The 15,284-nt window shown below is 64.4% G+C and carries 18 protein-coding genes and 1 tRNA gene; 12 read left to right on the top strand and 7 right to left on the bottom strand.

Translation table 11 applies throughout. The features are described 5' to 3' along the window. The 4 genes from K8M09_RS06990 (at nt 1) to K8M09_RS06975 (ending at nt 2,898) form a co-directional block, all read left to right on the top strand. Nucleotides 1–744 carry an alanyl-tRNA editing protein gene (locus tag K8M09_RS06990; protein ID WP_160784644.1) on the top strand — a complete coding sequence of 248 codons (744 nt, stop codon included), beginning with the start codon at nt 1–3 and terminating at the stop codon, nt 742–744. 12 nt (nt 745–756) lie between these two features. Continuing rightward, complete coding sequence (sseA, locus tag K8M09_RS06985) at nt 757–1,647, top strand: 3-mercaptopyruvate sulfurtransferase (protein WP_160784645.1); 891 nt, start codon at nt 757–759, stop codon at nt 1,645–1,647. 3 nt (nt 1,648–1,650) lie between these two features. Beyond that, entirely contained in the window at nt 1,651–2,250 is a 600-nt protein-coding gene (locus K8M09_RS06980; protein WP_160784646.1) for a GNAT family N-acetyltransferase, read from the top strand. 87 nt (nt 2,251–2,337) lie between these two features. After that, nucleotides 2,338–2,898 carry an OmpA family protein gene (locus K8M09_RS06975; protein WP_160784647.1) on the top strand — a complete coding sequence of 187 codons (561 nt, stop codon included), beginning with the start codon at nt 2,338–2,340 and terminating at the stop codon, nt 2,896–2,898. 77 nt (nt 2,899–2,975) lie between these two features. Here the strand turns inward: K8M09_RS06975 and ald are convergent, their stop codons facing one another. After that, entirely contained in the window at nt 2,976–4,094 is a 1,119-nt protein-coding gene (gene ald / locus K8M09_RS06970; RefSeq protein WP_160784648.1) for an alanine dehydrogenase, read from the bottom strand. Nucleotides 4,095–4,257: 163 nt separating this feature from the next. Between ald and K8M09_RS06965 the strand changes: the two genes are divergently transcribed. Further along, nucleotides 4,258–4,719, top strand: coding sequence for an Lrp/AsnC family transcriptional regulator (locus K8M09_RS06965; protein ID WP_160784649.1), 462 nt, complete (start codon nt 4,258–4,260; stop codon nt 4,717–4,719). Nucleotides 4,720–4,737: 18 nt separating this feature from the next. Here the strand turns inward: K8M09_RS06965 and K8M09_RS06960 are convergent, their stop codons facing one another. The 3 genes from K8M09_RS06960 to ilvA all read right to left on the bottom strand — a co-directional run bounded on the left by K8M09_RS06960 (nt 4,738) and on the right by ilvA (nt 7,736). Continuing rightward, the gene (locus tag K8M09_RS06960; RefSeq protein ID WP_229342324.1) at nt 4,738–5,988 is read right to left on the bottom strand and encodes a GGDEF domain-containing protein; all 1,251 of its coding nucleotides are present in this window, start codon (nt 5,986–5,988) and stop codon (nt 4,738–4,740) included. A 123-nt stretch (nt 5,989–6,111) separates the two neighbouring features. Then, on the bottom strand, nt 6,112–6,426 hold the full coding sequence (locus K8M09_RS06955) for an HlyU family transcriptional regulator (protein ID WP_160784651.1): 315 nt from the start codon (nt 6,424–6,426) through the stop codon (nt 6,112–6,114). A 62-nt stretch (nt 6,427–6,488) separates the two neighbouring features. After that, the gene (ilvA, locus tag K8M09_RS06950; RefSeq protein ID WP_160784652.1) at nt 6,489–7,736 is read right to left on the bottom strand and encodes a threonine ammonia-lyase; all 1,248 of its coding nucleotides are present in this window, start codon (nt 7,734–7,736) and stop codon (nt 6,489–6,491) included. Between the two features lie 132 nt (nt 7,737–7,868). On the opposite strand from ilvA, the gene K8M09_RS06945 reads away from it, so the two are divergent. From K8M09_RS06945 to K8M09_RS06930, 4 genes are all read left to right on the top strand, one after another. After that, nucleotides 7,869–9,323: a TrkH family potassium uptake protein gene (locus K8M09_RS06945; RefSeq protein WP_160784653.1), complete on the top strand. Its 1,455-nt coding sequence runs from the start codon at nt 7,869–7,871 to the stop codon at nt 9,321–9,323. Nucleotides 9,324–9,419: 96 nt separating this feature from the next. Continuing rightward, nucleotides 9,420–9,977 carry a hypothetical protein gene (locus K8M09_RS06940; RefSeq protein ID WP_229342178.1) on the top strand — a complete coding sequence of 186 codons (558 nt, stop codon included), beginning with the start codon at nt 9,420–9,422 and terminating at the stop codon, nt 9,975–9,977. 124 nt (nt 9,978–10,101) lie between these two features. Next, nucleotides 10,102–10,746 (top strand): DUF47 domain-containing protein, encoded by a 645-nt coding sequence (locus K8M09_RS06935; RefSeq protein WP_160784655.1) that lies wholly within the window; start codon nt 10,102–10,104, stop codon nt 10,744–10,746. Then, nucleotides 10,746–11,753: an inorganic phosphate transporter gene (locus tag K8M09_RS06930; RefSeq protein WP_160784656.1), complete on the top strand. Its 1,008-nt coding sequence runs from the start codon at nt 10,746–10,748 to the stop codon at nt 11,751–11,753. Before K8M09_RS06935 ends, K8M09_RS06930 begins: the two co-directional genes overlap by 1 nt. Nucleotides 11,754–11,822: 69 nt before the next feature. Here K8M09_RS06930 and K8M09_RS06925 read toward each other — a convergent pair whose 3' ends face one another. Together K8M09_RS06925 and K8M09_RS06920 are read right to left on the bottom strand one after the other, a co-directional pair. Then, nucleotides 11,823–12,122 carry a hypothetical protein gene (locus K8M09_RS06925; RefSeq protein WP_160784657.1) on the bottom strand — a complete coding sequence of 100 codons (300 nt, stop codon included), beginning with the start codon at nt 12,120–12,122 and terminating at the stop codon, nt 11,823–11,825. A 9-nt stretch (nt 12,123–12,131) separates the two neighbouring features. Then, nucleotides 12,132–12,491 (bottom strand): hypothetical protein, encoded by a 360-nt coding sequence (locus K8M09_RS06920; protein ID WP_160784658.1) that lies wholly within the window; start codon nt 12,489–12,491, stop codon nt 12,132–12,134. Between the two features lie 155 nt (nt 12,492–12,646). On the opposite strand from K8M09_RS06920, the gene K8M09_RS06915 reads away from it, so the two are divergent. Then, nucleotides 12,647–12,731 (top strand) — tRNA-Leu (locus K8M09_RS06915). Nucleotides 12,732–12,817: 86 nt separating this feature from the next. On the opposite strand, the gene wrbA is transcribed toward K8M09_RS06915, so the two are convergent. Beyond that, complete coding sequence (wrbA, locus tag K8M09_RS06910; RefSeq protein WP_160784659.1) at nt 12,818–13,417, bottom strand: NAD(P)H:quinone oxidoreductase; 600 nt, start codon at nt 13,415–13,417, stop codon at nt 12,818–12,820. Between the two features lie 169 nt (nt 13,418–13,586). Here wrbA and K8M09_RS06905 point away from each other — a divergent pair, with 169 nt between their 5' ends. Continuing rightward, nucleotides 13,587–14,342, top strand: a complete 756-nt coding sequence (locus tag K8M09_RS06905; RefSeq protein ID WP_160784660.1) for a competence/damage-inducible protein A — start codon at nt 13,587–13,589, stop codon at nt 14,340–14,342. Nucleotides 14,343–14,406: 64 nt separating this feature from the next. Continuing rightward, entirely contained in the window at nt 14,407–15,249 is an 843-nt protein-coding gene (locus K8M09_RS06900) for a universal stress protein (protein ID WP_160784661.1), read from the top strand. The last annotated feature ends 35 nt before the right edge of the window (nt 15,250–15,284 follow it).

Genomic DNA, 15,284 nt, shown 5'->3' with positions numbered 1-15,284 from the left:
ATGTCCCTTCCCACCACCGCCCTCTTTCGCGACGATTTCTATCTTTCGACAAACGAGGCAGTGGTGACGGCGGTGCATGAGGACGGCGGCATCGAGCTGGACCAGACCTGCTTTTACGCGACCTCCGGCGGCCAGCCGGGCGATACGGGCTTTCTGGAGCGCGCCGACGGCGGCCGCATCGCGCTCGGCCCGGCGGTGACGGGCGCGACCAAGGAAATCATCATCCACCGGCCGCTCGAGGGCGAGGCCCTGCCCATCGTCGGCGAGACGGTCGTCGCCCATACCGACTGGGCGCGCCGCTACAGGCTGATGCGCATGCACACGGCCTGCCACCTGCTTTCCGTCGTCTGCCCCTACCCGATCACGGGCGCGGCGGTCGGCGAAGAGGATAGCCGCGTCGATTTCGACATGACGGAAACCATCGACAGGGACGAGGTGACGGCGAAGCTGATGACGCTCGTCGAGGAGAACCATCCGATCTTCGTCCAATGGATCACCGACGAGGAACTGGCGGCCAATCCCAGCATCGTGAAATCCAAGAACGTGCGCCCACCGATGGGCCTCGGCCGCGTCAGCCTCGTGTGCATCGGCGAGAATTCATCCGTCGACAGTCAGCCCTGCGGCGGCACCCATGTTTCCGAAACGCAGGAAGTGGGCGCGATCCACATCGCCAAGATCGAAAAGAAGGGCAAGGAGAACCGCCGGTTCCGCATCCGTTTCGGTGCGCCGGGTTCCGAGGCCTGAAGGGAGCAAGACATGTCCAACGAAAAGAGCAGGTTCGTCGTCTCGGCGGATTGGGTGGAAAAGCAGCTCGGCGCGCCGGAGTTCCGCATCGTCGATGCCTCCTGGTATCTTCCCGCGCAGAACCGCAACGGCGCGGCCGAATATGCCGAAGGCCACATCCCCGGCGCAGTCTTCTTCGATCAGGATGCGATCCACGACCATTCCAGCACGCTGCCGCATACCATTCCCTCGCCGGAATTCTTTGCGACCGAGGTCGGCAAGCTCGGCATTTCGGATACGGACACCATCGTCGTCTATGACGGCCCCGGCATTTTCACCGCACCGCGCGTCTGGTGGCTTTTCCGCACGATGGGCGCAAAGAACGTCTTCGTCATGGACGGCGGTATTGACGGCTGGAAGAAGGAAGGACGGCCGCTTCAGACAGACCTTCCTGAGCCGGCACCGGCCACCTTCCATACCAATTTCAATCCCTATGCCGTCACCTCCTTCGAGGAGATGCGCGGCGTCGTGACGACGGGATCGAGGCAGATCGCCGATGCGCGCGGCGCGGGCCGCTTCACCGGCGAAGAGGCGGAACCGCGCGCCGGCATGCGCTCCGGCCATATGCCGGGCGCGAGAAGCCTGCCTTCCGGCACGTTCTCCGAAAGCGGCAGGTTCAAGGACCTCGAAAGCCTGCGCCGGCATTTCGAGGCATCGGGCATCGACCTTTCAAAGCCGGTCGTCACGAGCTGCGGCTCCGGCATTACGGCCGCGATCATCACGCTGGCCCTGCATTCGCTCGACCACGAGAACAACACGCTCTACGACGGCTCCTGGACGGAATGGGGCGGGCGCGAGGATACGCCCGTCGTGACCGGCCCCGCGACGGGCCCAGTAACAGGCCCAATGACAGGTAAGGACTGATCCATGGCGAAGAAGGTCCAGTCCGCGCCGATATCCGTCACCATCACATCGCTCGAAATGATCGCGCCGCCAAAGCAGAGCCTGCCGGTGCCGGTCAACGTGCAGACGGCGATCCTCGGCGTGACGGAAATCCCGCTTGCCTTCTACCGCTTCCTCTACCGGCAGGTCGGCAGCCGCTGGCATTGGGTCGACCGGCTGCGCATGGACGACGAGGCGCTGGCCACGACATTGCACGACAAGCGCAACAGCGTGACCGTGCTCTATGTCGATGGCGCGCCGGCCGGCTTCTTCGAGCTGCGGCAACTCGACGACGACACGATCGAGCTTTCGCATTTCGGCCTCTTCGAGCGGGCGCTCGGGCTTGGCATCGGCAAATGGTTCCTGCTCCAGACGCTCTATGCCGCCTGGGCGAGCGGGCCGAAGCGCGTGACCGTCACCACCAACAGCATCGATCATCCCCGCGCGCTACAGCTCTACCAGATGTTCGGTTTTTCGCCGGTCAGCACGCTGGAGGCGGACGTCGTGCCGCTTTCCGACGCCGAACTGCTGGCGCTCGCCAAGCGCGACTACCTGCCCCCGGCCGAGCGGCGTCAAGCATTATGAACGGAGCCTAACAGGCGGTTCAGGCTCCCTTCAGGTCGTCCGGGGCAATTTGCAGCCAACAGACGATCCAGACTGAAGGAGACACCCATGCAACGCCGCACTTTCCTGACCGCGTTCGCCACCGCCCTCGCCGTTCCGGCCTTTTCGCGTGCGACGCTCGCGCAGGAAACCCCTTCGGAAGACATGATCCTGCGCCGTCTCGACGCCGCCCCCGCCCGCCGCATGCGCGAGGAGGAACGGGTGACGGTGCGCGAGTTCAAGCGTCGGCCGGACCTGCGCGGCGCAGCGCCGTCGATTAACATCCAGTCGATCAATTTCGCCTTCGCCTCGGCCGAAATCCCGCGCTCGGAATACCGCAAGGTGCGCCAGATCGCGCGTGCAATGGAAAGGCTCCTCAGCCGTCGCCGCCGCGCCGTCTTCCTGATCGAAGGCCATACGGACGCCGTCGGCTCCGCCGCGTCGAACCAGATCCTCTCGGAACGCCGCGCCGAATCGCTGAAACGGGTGCTCGTCGAGGAATTCGGCCTTCCCTATCGCGCGCTGGAGACCGTCGGCTACGGCGAGGAATATCTGCTGGTGCCGACGCAGAACGAGGAATGGCGCAATCGCCGCGTCACGCTCCGCCGTATCGACGAATTCGTGCGCTAATCATCCTATCAGCCCAAACCTTCACCGCCGGCCTCACGCCGGCGGTTTCGATTCGAGGTAGACCGCGCCTTCAAGAATCAGGCGACGTTCAGCACCGCCTCCGGCGCGACGGACTCGTAGCCGAGCGCCTCGGCCACCGGGCGGTTCGTCACACGGCCCTTATGCACATTGAGGCCGGCGCGCAGGTGCCGGTCCTCGGCGATCGCCTTCAGGCCCTTGTCGGCGAGCTGGAGACCGTAGTGCAAAGTCGCGTTGTTGAGCGCGTGGGCGGAGGTGACCGGCACCGCCCCCGGCATGTTGGCGACACAGTAATGAACCACGCCGTCGACCTCGTAGGTCGGGTCGGAATGGGTGGTCGCGTGCGAGGTTTCGAAGCAGCCGCCCTGGTCGATGGCGACGTCGACGATGACCGCCCCCTTCTTCATGCCCGAGAGCATTTCGCGGGTGACGAGCTTCGGCGCGGCAGCACCGGGGATCAGCACGGCGCCGATGACCAGATCGGCGGAAAAGACCTCCTCCTCCAGCGCATCGATTGTCGAGTAGCGCGTGTGGACGCGGCCGCCGAAGAGATCGTCGAGCTGACGCAAGCGGGGGATCGAGCGGTCGAGGATGGAGACATCCGCACCGAGGCCGGCGGCCATCTTTGCCGCATGGAGGCCCACGACGCCGCCGCCGATGATCGCCACCTTGGCCGGCAGCACGCCCGGCACGCCGCCGAGCAGGATGCCGCGCCCGCCATTGGCCTTCTGCAGCGCCGTAGCGCCGGCCTGAATGGAGAGACGGCCGGCGACCTCGGACATGGGAGCGAGCAGCGGCAGGCCGCCGCGATCATCCGTCACCGTCTCATAGGCGATGGCGGTGACGCCGGAGGCGAGAAGGCCCTTGGTCTGTTCCGGGTCCGGGGCAAGATGGAGATAGGTATAGAGAATCTGTCCGTCGCGGAGCTGCGCCCATTCGGCGGGCTGCGGTTCCTTGACCTTCACCACCATGTCGGACTTCAGGAAAATGTCCGCGGCGGTGGGCACGATCTTCGCGCCGGCGGCGCGGTAGGCGTCATCGTCCGCGCCGATACCGGCGCCGGCCTTGGTCTCGACGATCACCTCATGGCCGTGGGCCACATATTCGCGCACGGCACCGGGCGTGAGACCGACCCGATATTCGTGATTCTTGATTTCCTTCGGACAACCGACACGCATGCGCGTTCCTTTCCCAGTGGTGTGTTCCCGTTCTTGCCGCCTTGTTCGGCGGAGACACAATGGAAGCAGAGGACGCACGCAATGTCCTTGCAAAGCCCCTTGGCGAAAGGGCCGCTCATCGAATATTCTTCGATTATCTGCGAAATTTTCGGAGAAAATTCGAATGGCGCAACTGGATGCTATCGATGCTGCGATCCTGAAGGCGGTTCAGCAGAACGGGCGAATCTCCAATGCCGAGCTTGCCGAACGCGTCGGCCTGTCGCCGTCCGCCTGTTCGCGCCGTCTCGACATTCTCGAAAAATCCGGTGTCATCAACGGCTACCATGCCCGCGTCTCACCCAAGGCGCTCGATTACAAGATGATCGCCATCGTGCATATCTCGCTTTCCGGCCAGTTCGCCAAGACGCTGGCGGAGTTCGAGGCGGCGGTGAAGCTGTGCCCCAATGTGCTGGTCTGCTACCTGATGTCCGGGGAATACGACTATATCCTGCGCGTCGCGGCCAAGGACCTTGAGGATTACGAGCGTATCCACCGCGACTGGCTCTCGGCCCTGCCCCATGTGGTGAAGATCAATTCGAGCTTCGCGCTGCGCGAGATCATCGACCGGCCGAATGTCGGGGTCTAAGGCGAAAGCGGTGCGGCTTTAAGCGGCCATCACCCGGTTGCGCCCCGCATCCTTGGCCGCATAGAGCCGCGCATCGGCGGCCGACAGGAGGGCGTTGAGCGTGGTGCCGTCGCCATAGCTGTTGGCGACACCGATGCTGACCGTCACCGGCAGGCCGTCCGGCCGGCGGATGTCCGTCTCCACGGCGCGGCGCAGCGCCTCGGCCCGGCTCGTCCCAGTCTCCGGCGCGATATCCTCGCAGAGCACGACGAACTCCTCGCCGCCGAAGCGGAAAATCCGGTCGCCGCTGCGCAGCGTGCGCTGCAGGCAGGCGGCGATCTCCTTGAGCACCCCGTCGCCGGCAAGGTGGCCGAAGCGGTCGTTGACGTCCTTGAAATGGTCGGCGTCGATGATCATCAGCGCCAGCGGCTTGCCCTCCGCCAGCATGGCCGAAAGCACACGCGGGGCCTCGAATTCCAGCCGGCTGCGATCGTAGATGCCCGTCAGCGCGTCGCGGCCGGAACGGTCGAGCAGGTCCTCGTAGCGCTCGCGGAAGGTGAGGTCCGCGAAGATGTCGGCAATCGGCCGCGGCGAGACGGGAATGGCCGACAGGCGCGAATAATGCAGGTAAACCGTGATCAGCACCGCATAGACGCAGGCCGCCATCATCTTGGCGATCCAGCCGCCCCAGAAGACCGCGACCGGCGCGCCGTTGAGGAAATGCAGCGCCGCGAAGAAACCGATCTGGTCGAAGGTGAGCACGACGACGCCGGAGACGAAGAAGCGCAGGGCCACGCTCTTCTTGAAGACCCGGCCGAGCCGCTCGTAGAGCAGGATGATGCCGAGCGCGTCGAGATAGAGCAGCGTCGTGCCCCACAGCATCAGCCAGCCCATTTCGTCGATGAAGGCAAGGTCGGCGATGCGGCCCGGCACCGCCCCCACCGTCTGGTGATGGCGCAGGAGGAAGCTTAGCCCCACCGTCAGGAAATTGCCGGCGAGCAGGCCGTAGATCGGCGCGCGCACGACGGCGGCATCCTCCTTCACATAGAGAAGGAGGATCATCATCAGCTTGCCGGAGAACAGCACCGAGGAGCCGGGCGAAATCACGCCGAAGGGCAATTCGACATAGAAGACGGCGGCGAGATAGGTCTCGAGGAAATGCATCACGCCGAGCGCGGCGATGAACACGCCGATGCCCAGTTGATGGCGCAGATGCAGGATGCCCACCATGAAGACGAAATAGAATCCGGCCTCGATGAGAAGCAGGATCAGGTTTTCTGTACCCATGATCGGTCCGCGGAGCTTCGACTATCCCCGCCTTGGGACACGGGGAGAATCGCCAAAAGTCATCTTCTGCGGATACAGGCAATCGCGCCGGTTCTCTAGCGCCTTCCTGCCCTGCATCCGGATTATTTAGACCTGCCGGCTCTCCGCGCCGTCGCTGAACAGCGAGGCGCCGTGCTGGTCGGCGATCTGTTTTGCCTTGCGGAAGGTCGAGGCGACCGTGTCGTCCCGCGAGGAAAAGAGGTCGGCGCGGATGAACGTGCGGATCAGCACGCGCTCACCGTCCTGCTTTTCGATGCGGCCCGCGAGGCGATACTGGCCGCCCTCCGCGATGGGAGCGGCGACGAGGAGAAGGTCGTTATAGGCCTCGGTTTCCTCGGCAACCTTTGCCGGAGCGTCCGAGCCGCCGCCGCGACCGAAGAGTTTTGAAAAGAACGATGCCATGGTCGATTGCTAGCACAGGCGACAGCGCGCTCCAAGAGAAACGCGCGGCCTGCCCCGTGTCCCTAGATGATGAGGTTTGCGAGAATCTCGTTCTCGGTGATGTCCTGGTAGCGCATGCCGGCGGCGTCGAAGGCCTTCCTGAGCGCCGTGAAGTTCTCCGGCGCCTTCGTTTCGATGCCGATGAGGATCGAGCCGAAGTTGCGGGCGGATTTCTTCAGGTATTCGAAGCGCGCGATATCGTCATCCGGGCCGAGCATGTTGAGGAAGTCGCGCAGCGCGCCGGGGCGCTGGGCAAGACGCAGGATGAAGTATTTCTTCAGCCCCGCATGGCGCATGGCGCGTTCCTTGACGTCCGGCAGGCGCTCGAAGTCGAAATTGCCGCCGGAAACGACGGCGACGACCGTCTTGCCCTCCAGCGCCTCCCGGCCGAGCGCATCCAGCGCCGTCAGCGACAGCGCGCCGGCCGGCTCCAGCACCACGCCCTCGACATTCAGCATGTCGATCATCGTCACGCAGATCGCGTTTTCCGAAAGCAGCATGACCTGATCGGCCGAAAACCGGCTGAGCGCGGCGAAATTCAATGCGCCGATCTGGCCGACCGCCGCGCCGTCGACGAAATTGTCGACCTGATCGAGCGTCACCACCGCGCCGCTTTCAAGGCTGCGCTTGAGGCTCGGCGCGCCGGCCGGCTCGCAGAACAGAAAGCTCGACGGGCCGATCGTGCCGTCGAGATAGCCGGTGACGCCCGAGGCGAGGCCCCCGCCGCCAACGGGCAGGACCACGAGGTCCGGCAGCTTTCCTTCGCCGAGCTGGGCGACGATCTCCGCCGCCACCGTCGCCTGCCCCTCGATGATATCCGCATGGTCGAAGGGCGGCACCATCAGTGCGCCGGTCGCTTCCGCATGGTCGCGGGCGGCCTTGTAGCACTGGTCGAAAAAGTCGCCGACGAGCCTGATCGTCACGAACTCGCCGCCGAATATGCGCGTCTTGTCGATCTTCTGCTGCGGCGTCGTCACCGGCATGAAGACCACGCCCGGCACGCCGAAATGGCGGCAGACGAAGGCGAAGCCCTGCGCGTGGTTGCCGGCCGAGGCGCAGACGAAGCTGCGTGCGCCGTCCGGCTCCGCCAGAACCTTGCGGAAGAAGTTGAAGGCGCCCCGGATCTTGTAGGAGCGCACCGGCGAGAGATCTTCGCGCTTCAGGTAGATTTCCGCGCCGTAGCGGGCGGAAAGGTGTTCGTTGAGCTGGAGCGGTGTTTCGGGAAAGAGCCCGCGCAATGCTTCGCAGGCCGCGTCGACGTCCGGTTTCATGCCGTTCGATGCCATCCTTGAGTTTGGACAATGCAAAGGCTATTGCATATCGCAGCGACGGACACCACCCGTCCCGGCCGCGCGGCCCTTCGAGACAGACCTTGAGCCAGCCGGCACGCAGGACGATTTTCCTTGAACGCCACGATTTTCCGGTCCGCCATCCACATCGCAGCCATCAGCGGAACCTACCTTTCGCTGGCGATGCTCATCCCGGCCTTCATCGACGTCTACTATGGGCATCCCGATTGGGAAGTCTTCCTGCTGTCCGCCTTCTTCACCGGCGGCCTCTCGCTCGCCACAGCCGTTGCGACACGTGCCGGCCCGCCGCCCTTCAACAAGCGGATGGGCTTTCTGGTGGTGAACCTGCTCTGGCTGAGCGCGACCTTCATCGGCGCGATCCCGCTCTGGCTGTCCTCGCTGAAACTCACCTTCGCGCAGGCCTTCTTCGAATCGGTTTCCGCGATCAGCACGACAGGCTCCACCGTCATCGTCGGCCTCGATCATGCCCCGCCCGGCATCCTGATGTGGCGCTCGCTGCTGCACTGGCTCGGCGGCATCGGCATCCTGGCGCTCGGCCTCTTCATCATGCCGTATCTGCGCGTCGGGGGCATGTCCTTCTTCAAGCTCGAATCGTCCGATACCGCCGACAAGCCCTTCGCCCGCATCGCCAGCTACACCCGCGCCTTCCTCGCCATCTATGTGTCGATAACCCTCATCTGCGCCGTCACCTATGCCGCGCTCGGCATGAGCCATTTCGATGCGTTGAACAACGCCATGTCCACCGTCGCCACCGGCGGGCTTTCCACGCACGACGCCTCCTTCGGCTACTTCAAGAGCCTGCCGCTGCTGTGGGCCGCCACCTTCTTCATGACGCTGAGCAGCCTGCCCTTCTCCGTGCTGATTCTCATCGTGGTGCGCGGGCGGGTGGACGCCTGGCGCGATCCGCAGATCCGCGTGTTCCTCGGCTACCTTGCGCTCTTCTCCATTGCCGCCAGCATCTTCCAGCGCCTCCAGAACGGCGTCGACTTCCATGAGGCGCTTGCGCATTCCTTCTTCACCGTCTCCTCCATCCTCTCCACCACCGGCTTTTCCAGCGACGACTACACCCAATGGGGCCATTTCATCGTCGCGCTCGCCTTCGTCGCCACCTTCATGGGCGGCTGCTCCGGCTCGACGGCGGGCGGCATCAAGGCCTATCGCCTGATCATCCTCTTCAACTTCATCCGCACCGGCCTCTACCGCCTCATCTATCCCGACGGCATCCATGCCGTGCGCTATGGGCCGATGACGGTCGACGCGGACCTGCAGCGCAACGTCTTCCTGTTCTTCATCACCTTCGTGGCGATCTCCGCCATCGGTGCGATCCTGCTGGCCCTCATGGGCTACGACGTGCTGACGGCGATCTCGGCCGCCGCCACGTCGCTTTCGAATGTCGGCCCGGGCGTCACGCAGGCGATCGGCCCGGCCGGCACCTTCGCCGGTTTTCACGATGCGGCGCTGTATCTCCTGTCCTTCCTCATGCTGCTCGGACGTCTGGAAATCCTAACCGTCCTCGTGATCCTGACGCCGCTCTTCTGGAAGCACTGACAAGAGGGGCGCCCGTCCTTGACTGTTGTCACGCTTCTTCGCATCTTGGCCGGCATCCGGCTGGAGGAAGACCAAATGTCCGTGTGGAAGTCCCTGATGCGTCTGACCTTTGTCGCCGCCCTCGCGCCGACGCTCGCGCTGGCCGGCCCCCTTGCGGACGCGGCGAAGAAGGCGGAGGAGCAGGCGGCGGCCGGCGATACGGTCGGCGCGCACAACACGATCCGCGACGCCTACGGCGCCTTCGCCGCCACCCTGCCCTTTTCCATCGGCAAGGCGATCTTCGTTTCCGCGCCGCCGGAAGGCTACGGCATGTACGCCACGCGCGCAGATACCAGCTTCAAGGCGGGCGAAGCGCTGATCTCCTATGTCGAGCCGGTCGGCCTCACCTGGCGTCCCGTCGATGGCGGCCTTCTGGAATCGCATTTCACCGTCGATCTGGAACTGCTCGATCCGAAGGGCGCGAAGCTCGCCGAACAGAAGGCCTTCGGCTCCTTCGACTTCAAGGGTAGCGTGCGCAACCAGGAGGTCTTCGCCAAGCTGACGCTCAATCTCAGCAGCCCGCCGGCAGGCGACTACGTGCTGCGCTACCGCTTCCGCGACAGCGCAAGCGGCGCCGTCGCCATCAGCGAGCAGCCGTTCAAGATCGTGCCCTGATCCCCTCCGGCTCCGTTTACCGCACCGCAAGAGAATTGTGACAAGCGGCGAATCAGTGCTTTTCAGCGCCTTTCCGCTCAATTATGACAGCCGCATGACAACCCCAGCCACACAAGGGGCATCCATGCTTTCGCTGTTTCGCAAATTCATGCCGCGCGAGGACCGTTTCTTCGATCTCTTCGAGCAGCATTCCCGCACCGTCGTCGGCGCCGCCGAAGCCCTCCGCTCGGCGCTGGCCGGTGGTCCGGACCTTCAAAAACACTGCGACCGCATCGTCGAACTGGAAGACCAGGCCGACGAGATCACCCGCGAGGTCCTGCTCGCCGTTCGCCGCAGCTTCATCACGCCCTTCGACCGCGGCGACATCAAGGACCTGATCCAGTCGATGGACGACGCCATCGACATGATGCACAAGACGGTCAAGACCATCCGCCTCTTCGAGCAGACGAGCTTCCAGCCCGGCATGCAGGAAATGGGCGAAGCGGTCGTCAAGGCCGCCCACCTCGTCGCCGAGGCCATTCCGCTGCTCGACAAGATCGGCGTGCATGCCGGCCGCCTCAGCGCCATCGCAGAAGAAGTCACCCGCGTCGAGGGCCGCTCCGACGAGCTGCACGACCAGGGCCTGAAGGACCTCTTCAAGCAGTTCGGCAAGTCCGACCCGATGGCCTATATCATCGGCAGCGAGATCTACGGCGAACTCGAGAAGGTCGTCGACCGCTTCGAAGACGTCGCCAATGAAATCAGCGGTATCGTGATCGAGAACGTCTGATGGACGCCGCCCTCGCCCTTCCGTTGCTGATCGCCCTCATCGGCATCGCGCTGCTCTTCGATTTTCTGAACGGCCTGCACGATGCCGCCAATTCCATCGCCACGATCGTCTCGACGCGCGTGCTGCGGCCGCAATATGCGGTGATGTGGGCGGCGTTCTTCAATTTCATCGCCTTCCTGTTCTTCGGCCTGCATGTCGCCGAAACGCTGGGCAGGGGGATCATCGATCCCTCCATCGTCAGCCCGCTCGTCATCTTCGCGGCGCTGATGGGCGCGATCATCTGGAACGTCGTCACCTGGGTCTTCGGCATCCCGTCGAGTTCCTCGCACGCCCTTATCGGCGGCCTCGTCGGCGCGGGCCTTGCGCGGACCGGCTTCGACGCCGTCGTGTGGAGCGGCCTCATCAAGACGGCGAGCGCCATCTTCCTGTCGCCGGCCCTCGGTTTCTTCCTGGCGCTGGTCCTCGTGCTGATCGTCTCCTGGATCTTCGTGCGCCAGACGCCGTTCGCCGTCGACCGCACCTTCCGCGTCATGCAGTTCATCTCGGCCTCGCTCTATTCGCTCGGCCATGGCGGCAACGACGCGCAGAAGACCATGGGCATCATCGCCGTGCTGCTCTATTCGCAGGGCTACCTCGGCGGCGAGTTCTACGTGCCCTTCTGGGTGGTCATCACCTGCCAGGCCGCCATGGCGCTCGGCACGCTGATGGGCGGCTGGCGCATCGTCCACACGATGGGGTCCAAGATCACCCGCCTCAACCCGATGCAGGGCTTCTGCGCCGAAACCGGCGGCGCCCTCACCCTCTTCGGCGCCACCTGGCTCGGCATCCCGGTCTCGACCACCCACACGATCACTGGCGCCATCATCGGCGTCGGCGCCGCCCGCCGCGTCTCCGCGGTCCGCTGGGGCGTCGCCAGCAACATCGTCTGGGCCTGGATCATCACCCTGCCCTCGGCAGCGGCGATCTCGGCGCTGTTCTATCTCGTGTTCAACGCGATCAGCGGTTGAGCGCAAACCAGTACGGGCTGCAGGAACCCTGCAGCCCGTATTTTTCTGTCCTGCCGGCCGGGTCGGCGATCAGTCCGCGTAATTGGCAAACACGCCGAAACCACTGGAAAAACAGCTGCCGCCCGTGGACCAGGTCGCGCTTTGCCCAGGCCCAACAATCACCGTGGCACTTGCGCCGAGCGCCAGCGACAACCGGGCGCTCACCTTTCTGCCGCCGGTATTGCGCACGCTGCAACAACTCCCGCACGACACTTCGACATCGTCCTTGGCATCCCCGGCCACCCCGCCAAGAATCTGGGCGGAGGAAATCTGGGGGAATGCCAGAATGAGCGCGGATGCCAGAAGAACTTTCGATACGATCCTGTCCATAGCCCTCTCCTACGGCTTGATGCAGTCACCATCCTTGAGCCACCCCGCCCGCGTGGCGGGGCCGTTGTTCGTAACGTTCCGATAGATGACGGAGGCATAGCCCGCTTCGCTGAAGCACACGCCGATGCCCCGCAGCTGCACGCCCCCGACAATGTTGAAGTTGCCCTTATCCCCCGGGCAGACCTCGTCATAAATACTTATGACCCGCGTATCTCCCGTAGGGATGAAACTGCCGTCGATGCAGATCGAAGCGGCATTTGCCGTTCCCGACGCCAGCAGCGCCAGGCAGAATGCAATTTTTTGATGCATATTCACCTCCTCAACCACCACAAGAATATCAAGTAAAAATTGTTCTTCAATAAAAAACAACCATAGATAACAATTTATCGTCGCCCGCTACAATCGGCCGGCGAGGGCGATCCAGCACGAAGGCGGGGCCTGGCGGGGTTTATTTATCCGTGAGGCCGCATTTCGGGATTTGTGCTCTTGACTGGCCCGCCCCCGCAATCGAGAACGCAAGCCGAGCGGGCGTGGCGAAACTGGTAGACGCAAGAGACTTAAAATCTCTCGGCCTTGGCTGTGCGGGTTCGATCCCCGCCGCCCGCACCATTCACCACAGAGCTTCAGAAAACAAAAAAGGGTGCGGCCCCTGACGCTGGCCGCACCCTCTTCTTCAGCGACGTTTCAGGAGAACGTCAGGCCGAAAGCTTGCCGGCGATCTTCGCCACGTGAGCGCCCTGGTAACGGGCGGCTTCGAGTTCCACCTCGGAAGGCTGGCGCGAGCCGTCGCCGTCGGTGATGGTGGAAGCGCCGTAGGGCGAGCCGCCCTTGACCGCTTCAACACCCATCTGGCCCTGGAAGGCATAGGGCAGGCCCGCGACGACGAGGCCGTGGTGGAGCAGCGTCGGAATGAAGCCGAGGATGGTGGATTCCTGGCCGCCGTGCTGGGTGGCGGAGGAGGTGAAGACCGAACCGACCTTGCCGACCAGCTTGCCCTGCGCCCACAGACCGCCCGTCTGGTCCCAGAAATTGCGCATCTGCGAGGCGACCGTGCCGAAGCGGGTGCCGGCGCCGACGATGATGGCGTCATAATTCTCGAGGTCGGCGACGGTGGCGACTTCGGCCTTCTGGTCCATCTTGTAGTAGGATGCCTTGGCGACATCGTCCGGCACCAGTTCCGGCACGCGCTTGACGGTGACGTCCGCACCGGCCGACTTGGCGCCTTCCGCTACGGCATAGGCCATCGTTTCGATATGGCCGTAGGCCGAGTAGTAAAGAACCAGAACTTTCGCCATCTTCGTCTCCTGTTGCAAAGGGGCTTTCCGCTTGATTGCGGCCTCGCCTTGGATGTAGCACTTCGAGATGACCGCGGCACGAAGCTGCGCGGTCGACAGACTGTTCACCCGTCATTGACAATGCCCCCGCCTTCGGTCGGCATTTCTGTCCGAACTTCGGAGAGCGCCCATGAGTTCCACCACGATCGCCACCGCCGCCATGCTCGCCATCGGCGACGAACTGCTCTCCGGCCGCACCAAGGACAAGAATATCGGCCAGCTCGCCGACATGCTCTTCCTCGCCGGCATCGACCTGAAGGAGGTGCGCATCGTCGGAGACGAGGAGGACGCCATCGTCGAGGCGCTGAATGCGCTGCGCGCCCGCTATACCTATGTCTTCACCTCCGGCGGCATCGGCCCGACCCATGACGACATCACGGCGGATGCGATCTCCAGGGCATTCGGCGTGCCGTGCCTGCACGATCCGCTGGCCATGCAGCTTCTCGGCGCGATGTACGAGCGCCGGGGCGTGGACTTCAACGAGGCCCGCCAGCGCATGGCCCGTATGCCCGAGGGCGCCGTGCATATCGAGAACGCCGTCTCCACGGCGCCGGGCTTCCATATCGGCAATGTCTATGTGATGGCCGGCGTGCCGCAGGTCTTCACCGCCATGCTCGGCACCGTCGTACCGAAGCTCGAAGGCGGCAAGCCGATGCTGTCGCGCTCCGTCGCCTCGCCCTTCGGCGAAGGCGATATCGGCAGCGCGCTCGCCGCGATCCAGAAGAATCACCCCGAGACCAGCATCGGCTCCTATCCGCGCTTTTCGGAGAACCGCTTCTCGACGGAAATCGTCATCCGCAGCCGCGAAGAAGCTCCGGCGGAAGCGGCCGAACGTGATATACTGGCGATGATCGCCGAAATCGCCGCAGCCAAGGCCGCGTCTTGATCCGGATCAAGGTCCAGGCGGCGCGGCGGGCGCAGGTTTCGTGTGAACCCGACAGGAGGCCCAAATGACCTACAAGACCATCGTGGCGGTACTGAGCGCCGCCGAAGACGCCGGCAAGGTAACCGATCACGCGCTCGCCCTGGCGCGCCGGACCGGCGGCCATGTCATCGGCATCCATGCGGAATCCCCGGTCGTGGTCACGCTTATCGCCCCCATGGAATATCCTGATCCGAATGCCGTTCTCGAACTGCAGGAGCGCGCCCAGCAGCAATCGCGGGAGGTCGAGCAGGCATTCCGCTCGCGCTGCGCACGCGACGACATTTCCTATGAATGGCGGCTCTTCACCGGCACAGCCGGCTATGCATCAGCCGGCGTCATCGACAGCGCGCGCGGCGCGGATATCGTCCTTGCCGGCCAGTTCGACCCGGACCTCGACGGCCCGGCGCGGGAGGACATCGAGGACCTGCTCTACGAGAGCGGCCGGCCCGTCTATCTCGTCTCCAATGCGCCCGCAGGCCCCGAGCCGGTCGACCGCGTCCTCGTCGCCTGGAACGGCTCGCGCGAGGCGGCGCGCGCCGTCTTCGACGCCCTGCCGTTCCTGACCGCCGCGAAGGATGTCGAGGTCTTCGCCGTCGATCCGCCGGAAACCGCGATGCAGTCGCGCGATTTCAGCGGGGCCGAGCTTGCGGCGGCGCTCGCCCGCCATGGCGTGAACACCACGGTCACATCCGGGGCCACCGGCGGCCATTCGGTCGCCGAGACGCTGAACCGTCGCGCGACGGAGATCGACGCGGGCCTCATCGTCATGGGCGCCTACAGCCACTCGCGGCTGCGCCAGCGCCTCTTCGGCGGCGTCACCAGCGCCATGATGCGCGGCGCGCGCGTGCCGGTGCTGATGTCGCGCTGAAGCGGACTTGCCTGTGGATCGCCCGGTTTCTGTGG

It is taken from the genome of Shinella zoogloeoides (genome assembly GCF_020883495.1).
Lineage (GTDB): Bacteria > Pseudomonadota > Alphaproteobacteria > Rhizobiales > Rhizobiaceae > Shinella > Shinella zoogloeoides.
This window is presented reverse-complemented; position numbering and strand designations above follow the sequence as displayed.

Excerpts from the sequence above, each read along its gene's own strand:
- K8M09_RS06930 (WP_160784656.1), top strand. The coding sequence starts at position 10,746 with ATGGACGCCGCCCTCGCCCTTCCGTTGCTGATCGCCCTCATCGGCATC.
- K8M09_RS06940 (WP_229342178.1), top strand. The coding sequence starts at position 9,420 with ATGCGTCTGACCTTTGTCGCCGCCCTCGCGCCGACGCTCGCGCTGGCC.
- K8M09_RS06965 (WP_160784649.1), top strand. The coding sequence starts at position 4,258 with ATGGCGCAACTGGATGCTATCGATGCTGCGATCCTGAAGGCGGTTCAG.
- K8M09_RS06900 (WP_160784661.1), top strand. The coding sequence starts at position 14,407 with ATGACCTACAAGACCATCGTGGCGGTACTGAGCGCCGCCGAAGACGCC.
- K8M09_RS06980 (WP_160784646.1), top strand. The coding sequence starts at position 1,651 with ATGGCGAAGAAGGTCCAGTCCGCGCCGATATCCGTCACCATCACATCG.
- wrbA (WP_160784659.1), bottom strand. The coding sequence starts at position 13,417 with ATGGCGAAAGTTCTGGTTCTTTACTACTCGGCCTACGGCCATATCGAA.
- K8M09_RS06990 (WP_160784644.1), top strand. The coding sequence starts at position 1 with ATGTCCCTTCCCACCACCGCCCTCTTTCGCGACGATTTCTATCTTTCG.
- K8M09_RS06905 (WP_160784660.1), top strand. The coding sequence starts at position 13,587 with ATGAGTTCCACCACGATCGCCACCGCCGCCATGCTCGCCATCGGCGAC.
- K8M09_RS06955 (WP_160784651.1), bottom strand. The coding sequence starts at position 6,426 with ATGGCATCGTTCTTTTCAAAACTCTTCGGTCGCGGCGGCGGCTCGGAC.
- K8M09_RS06925 (WP_160784657.1), bottom strand. The coding sequence starts at position 12,122 with ATGGACAGGATCGTATCGAAAGTTCTTCTGGCATCCGCGCTCATTCTG.
- K8M09_RS06975 (WP_160784647.1), top strand. The coding sequence starts at position 2,338 with ATGCAACGCCGCACTTTCCTGACCGCGTTCGCCACCGCCCTCGCCGTT.
- K8M09_RS06935 (WP_160784655.1), top strand. The coding sequence starts at position 10,102 with ATGCTTTCGCTGTTTCGCAAATTCATGCCGCGCGAGGACCGTTTCTTC.
- ilvA (WP_160784652.1), bottom strand. The coding sequence starts at position 7,736 with ATGAAACCGGACGTCGACGCGGCCTGCGAAGCATTGCGCGGGCTCTTT.
- ald (WP_160784648.1), bottom strand. The coding sequence starts at position 4,094 with ATGCGTGTCGGTTGTCCGAAGGAAATCAAGAATCACGAATATCGGGTC.
- sseA (WP_160784645.1), top strand. The coding sequence starts at position 757 with ATGTCCAACGAAAAGAGCAGGTTCGTCGTCTCGGCGGATTGGGTGGAA.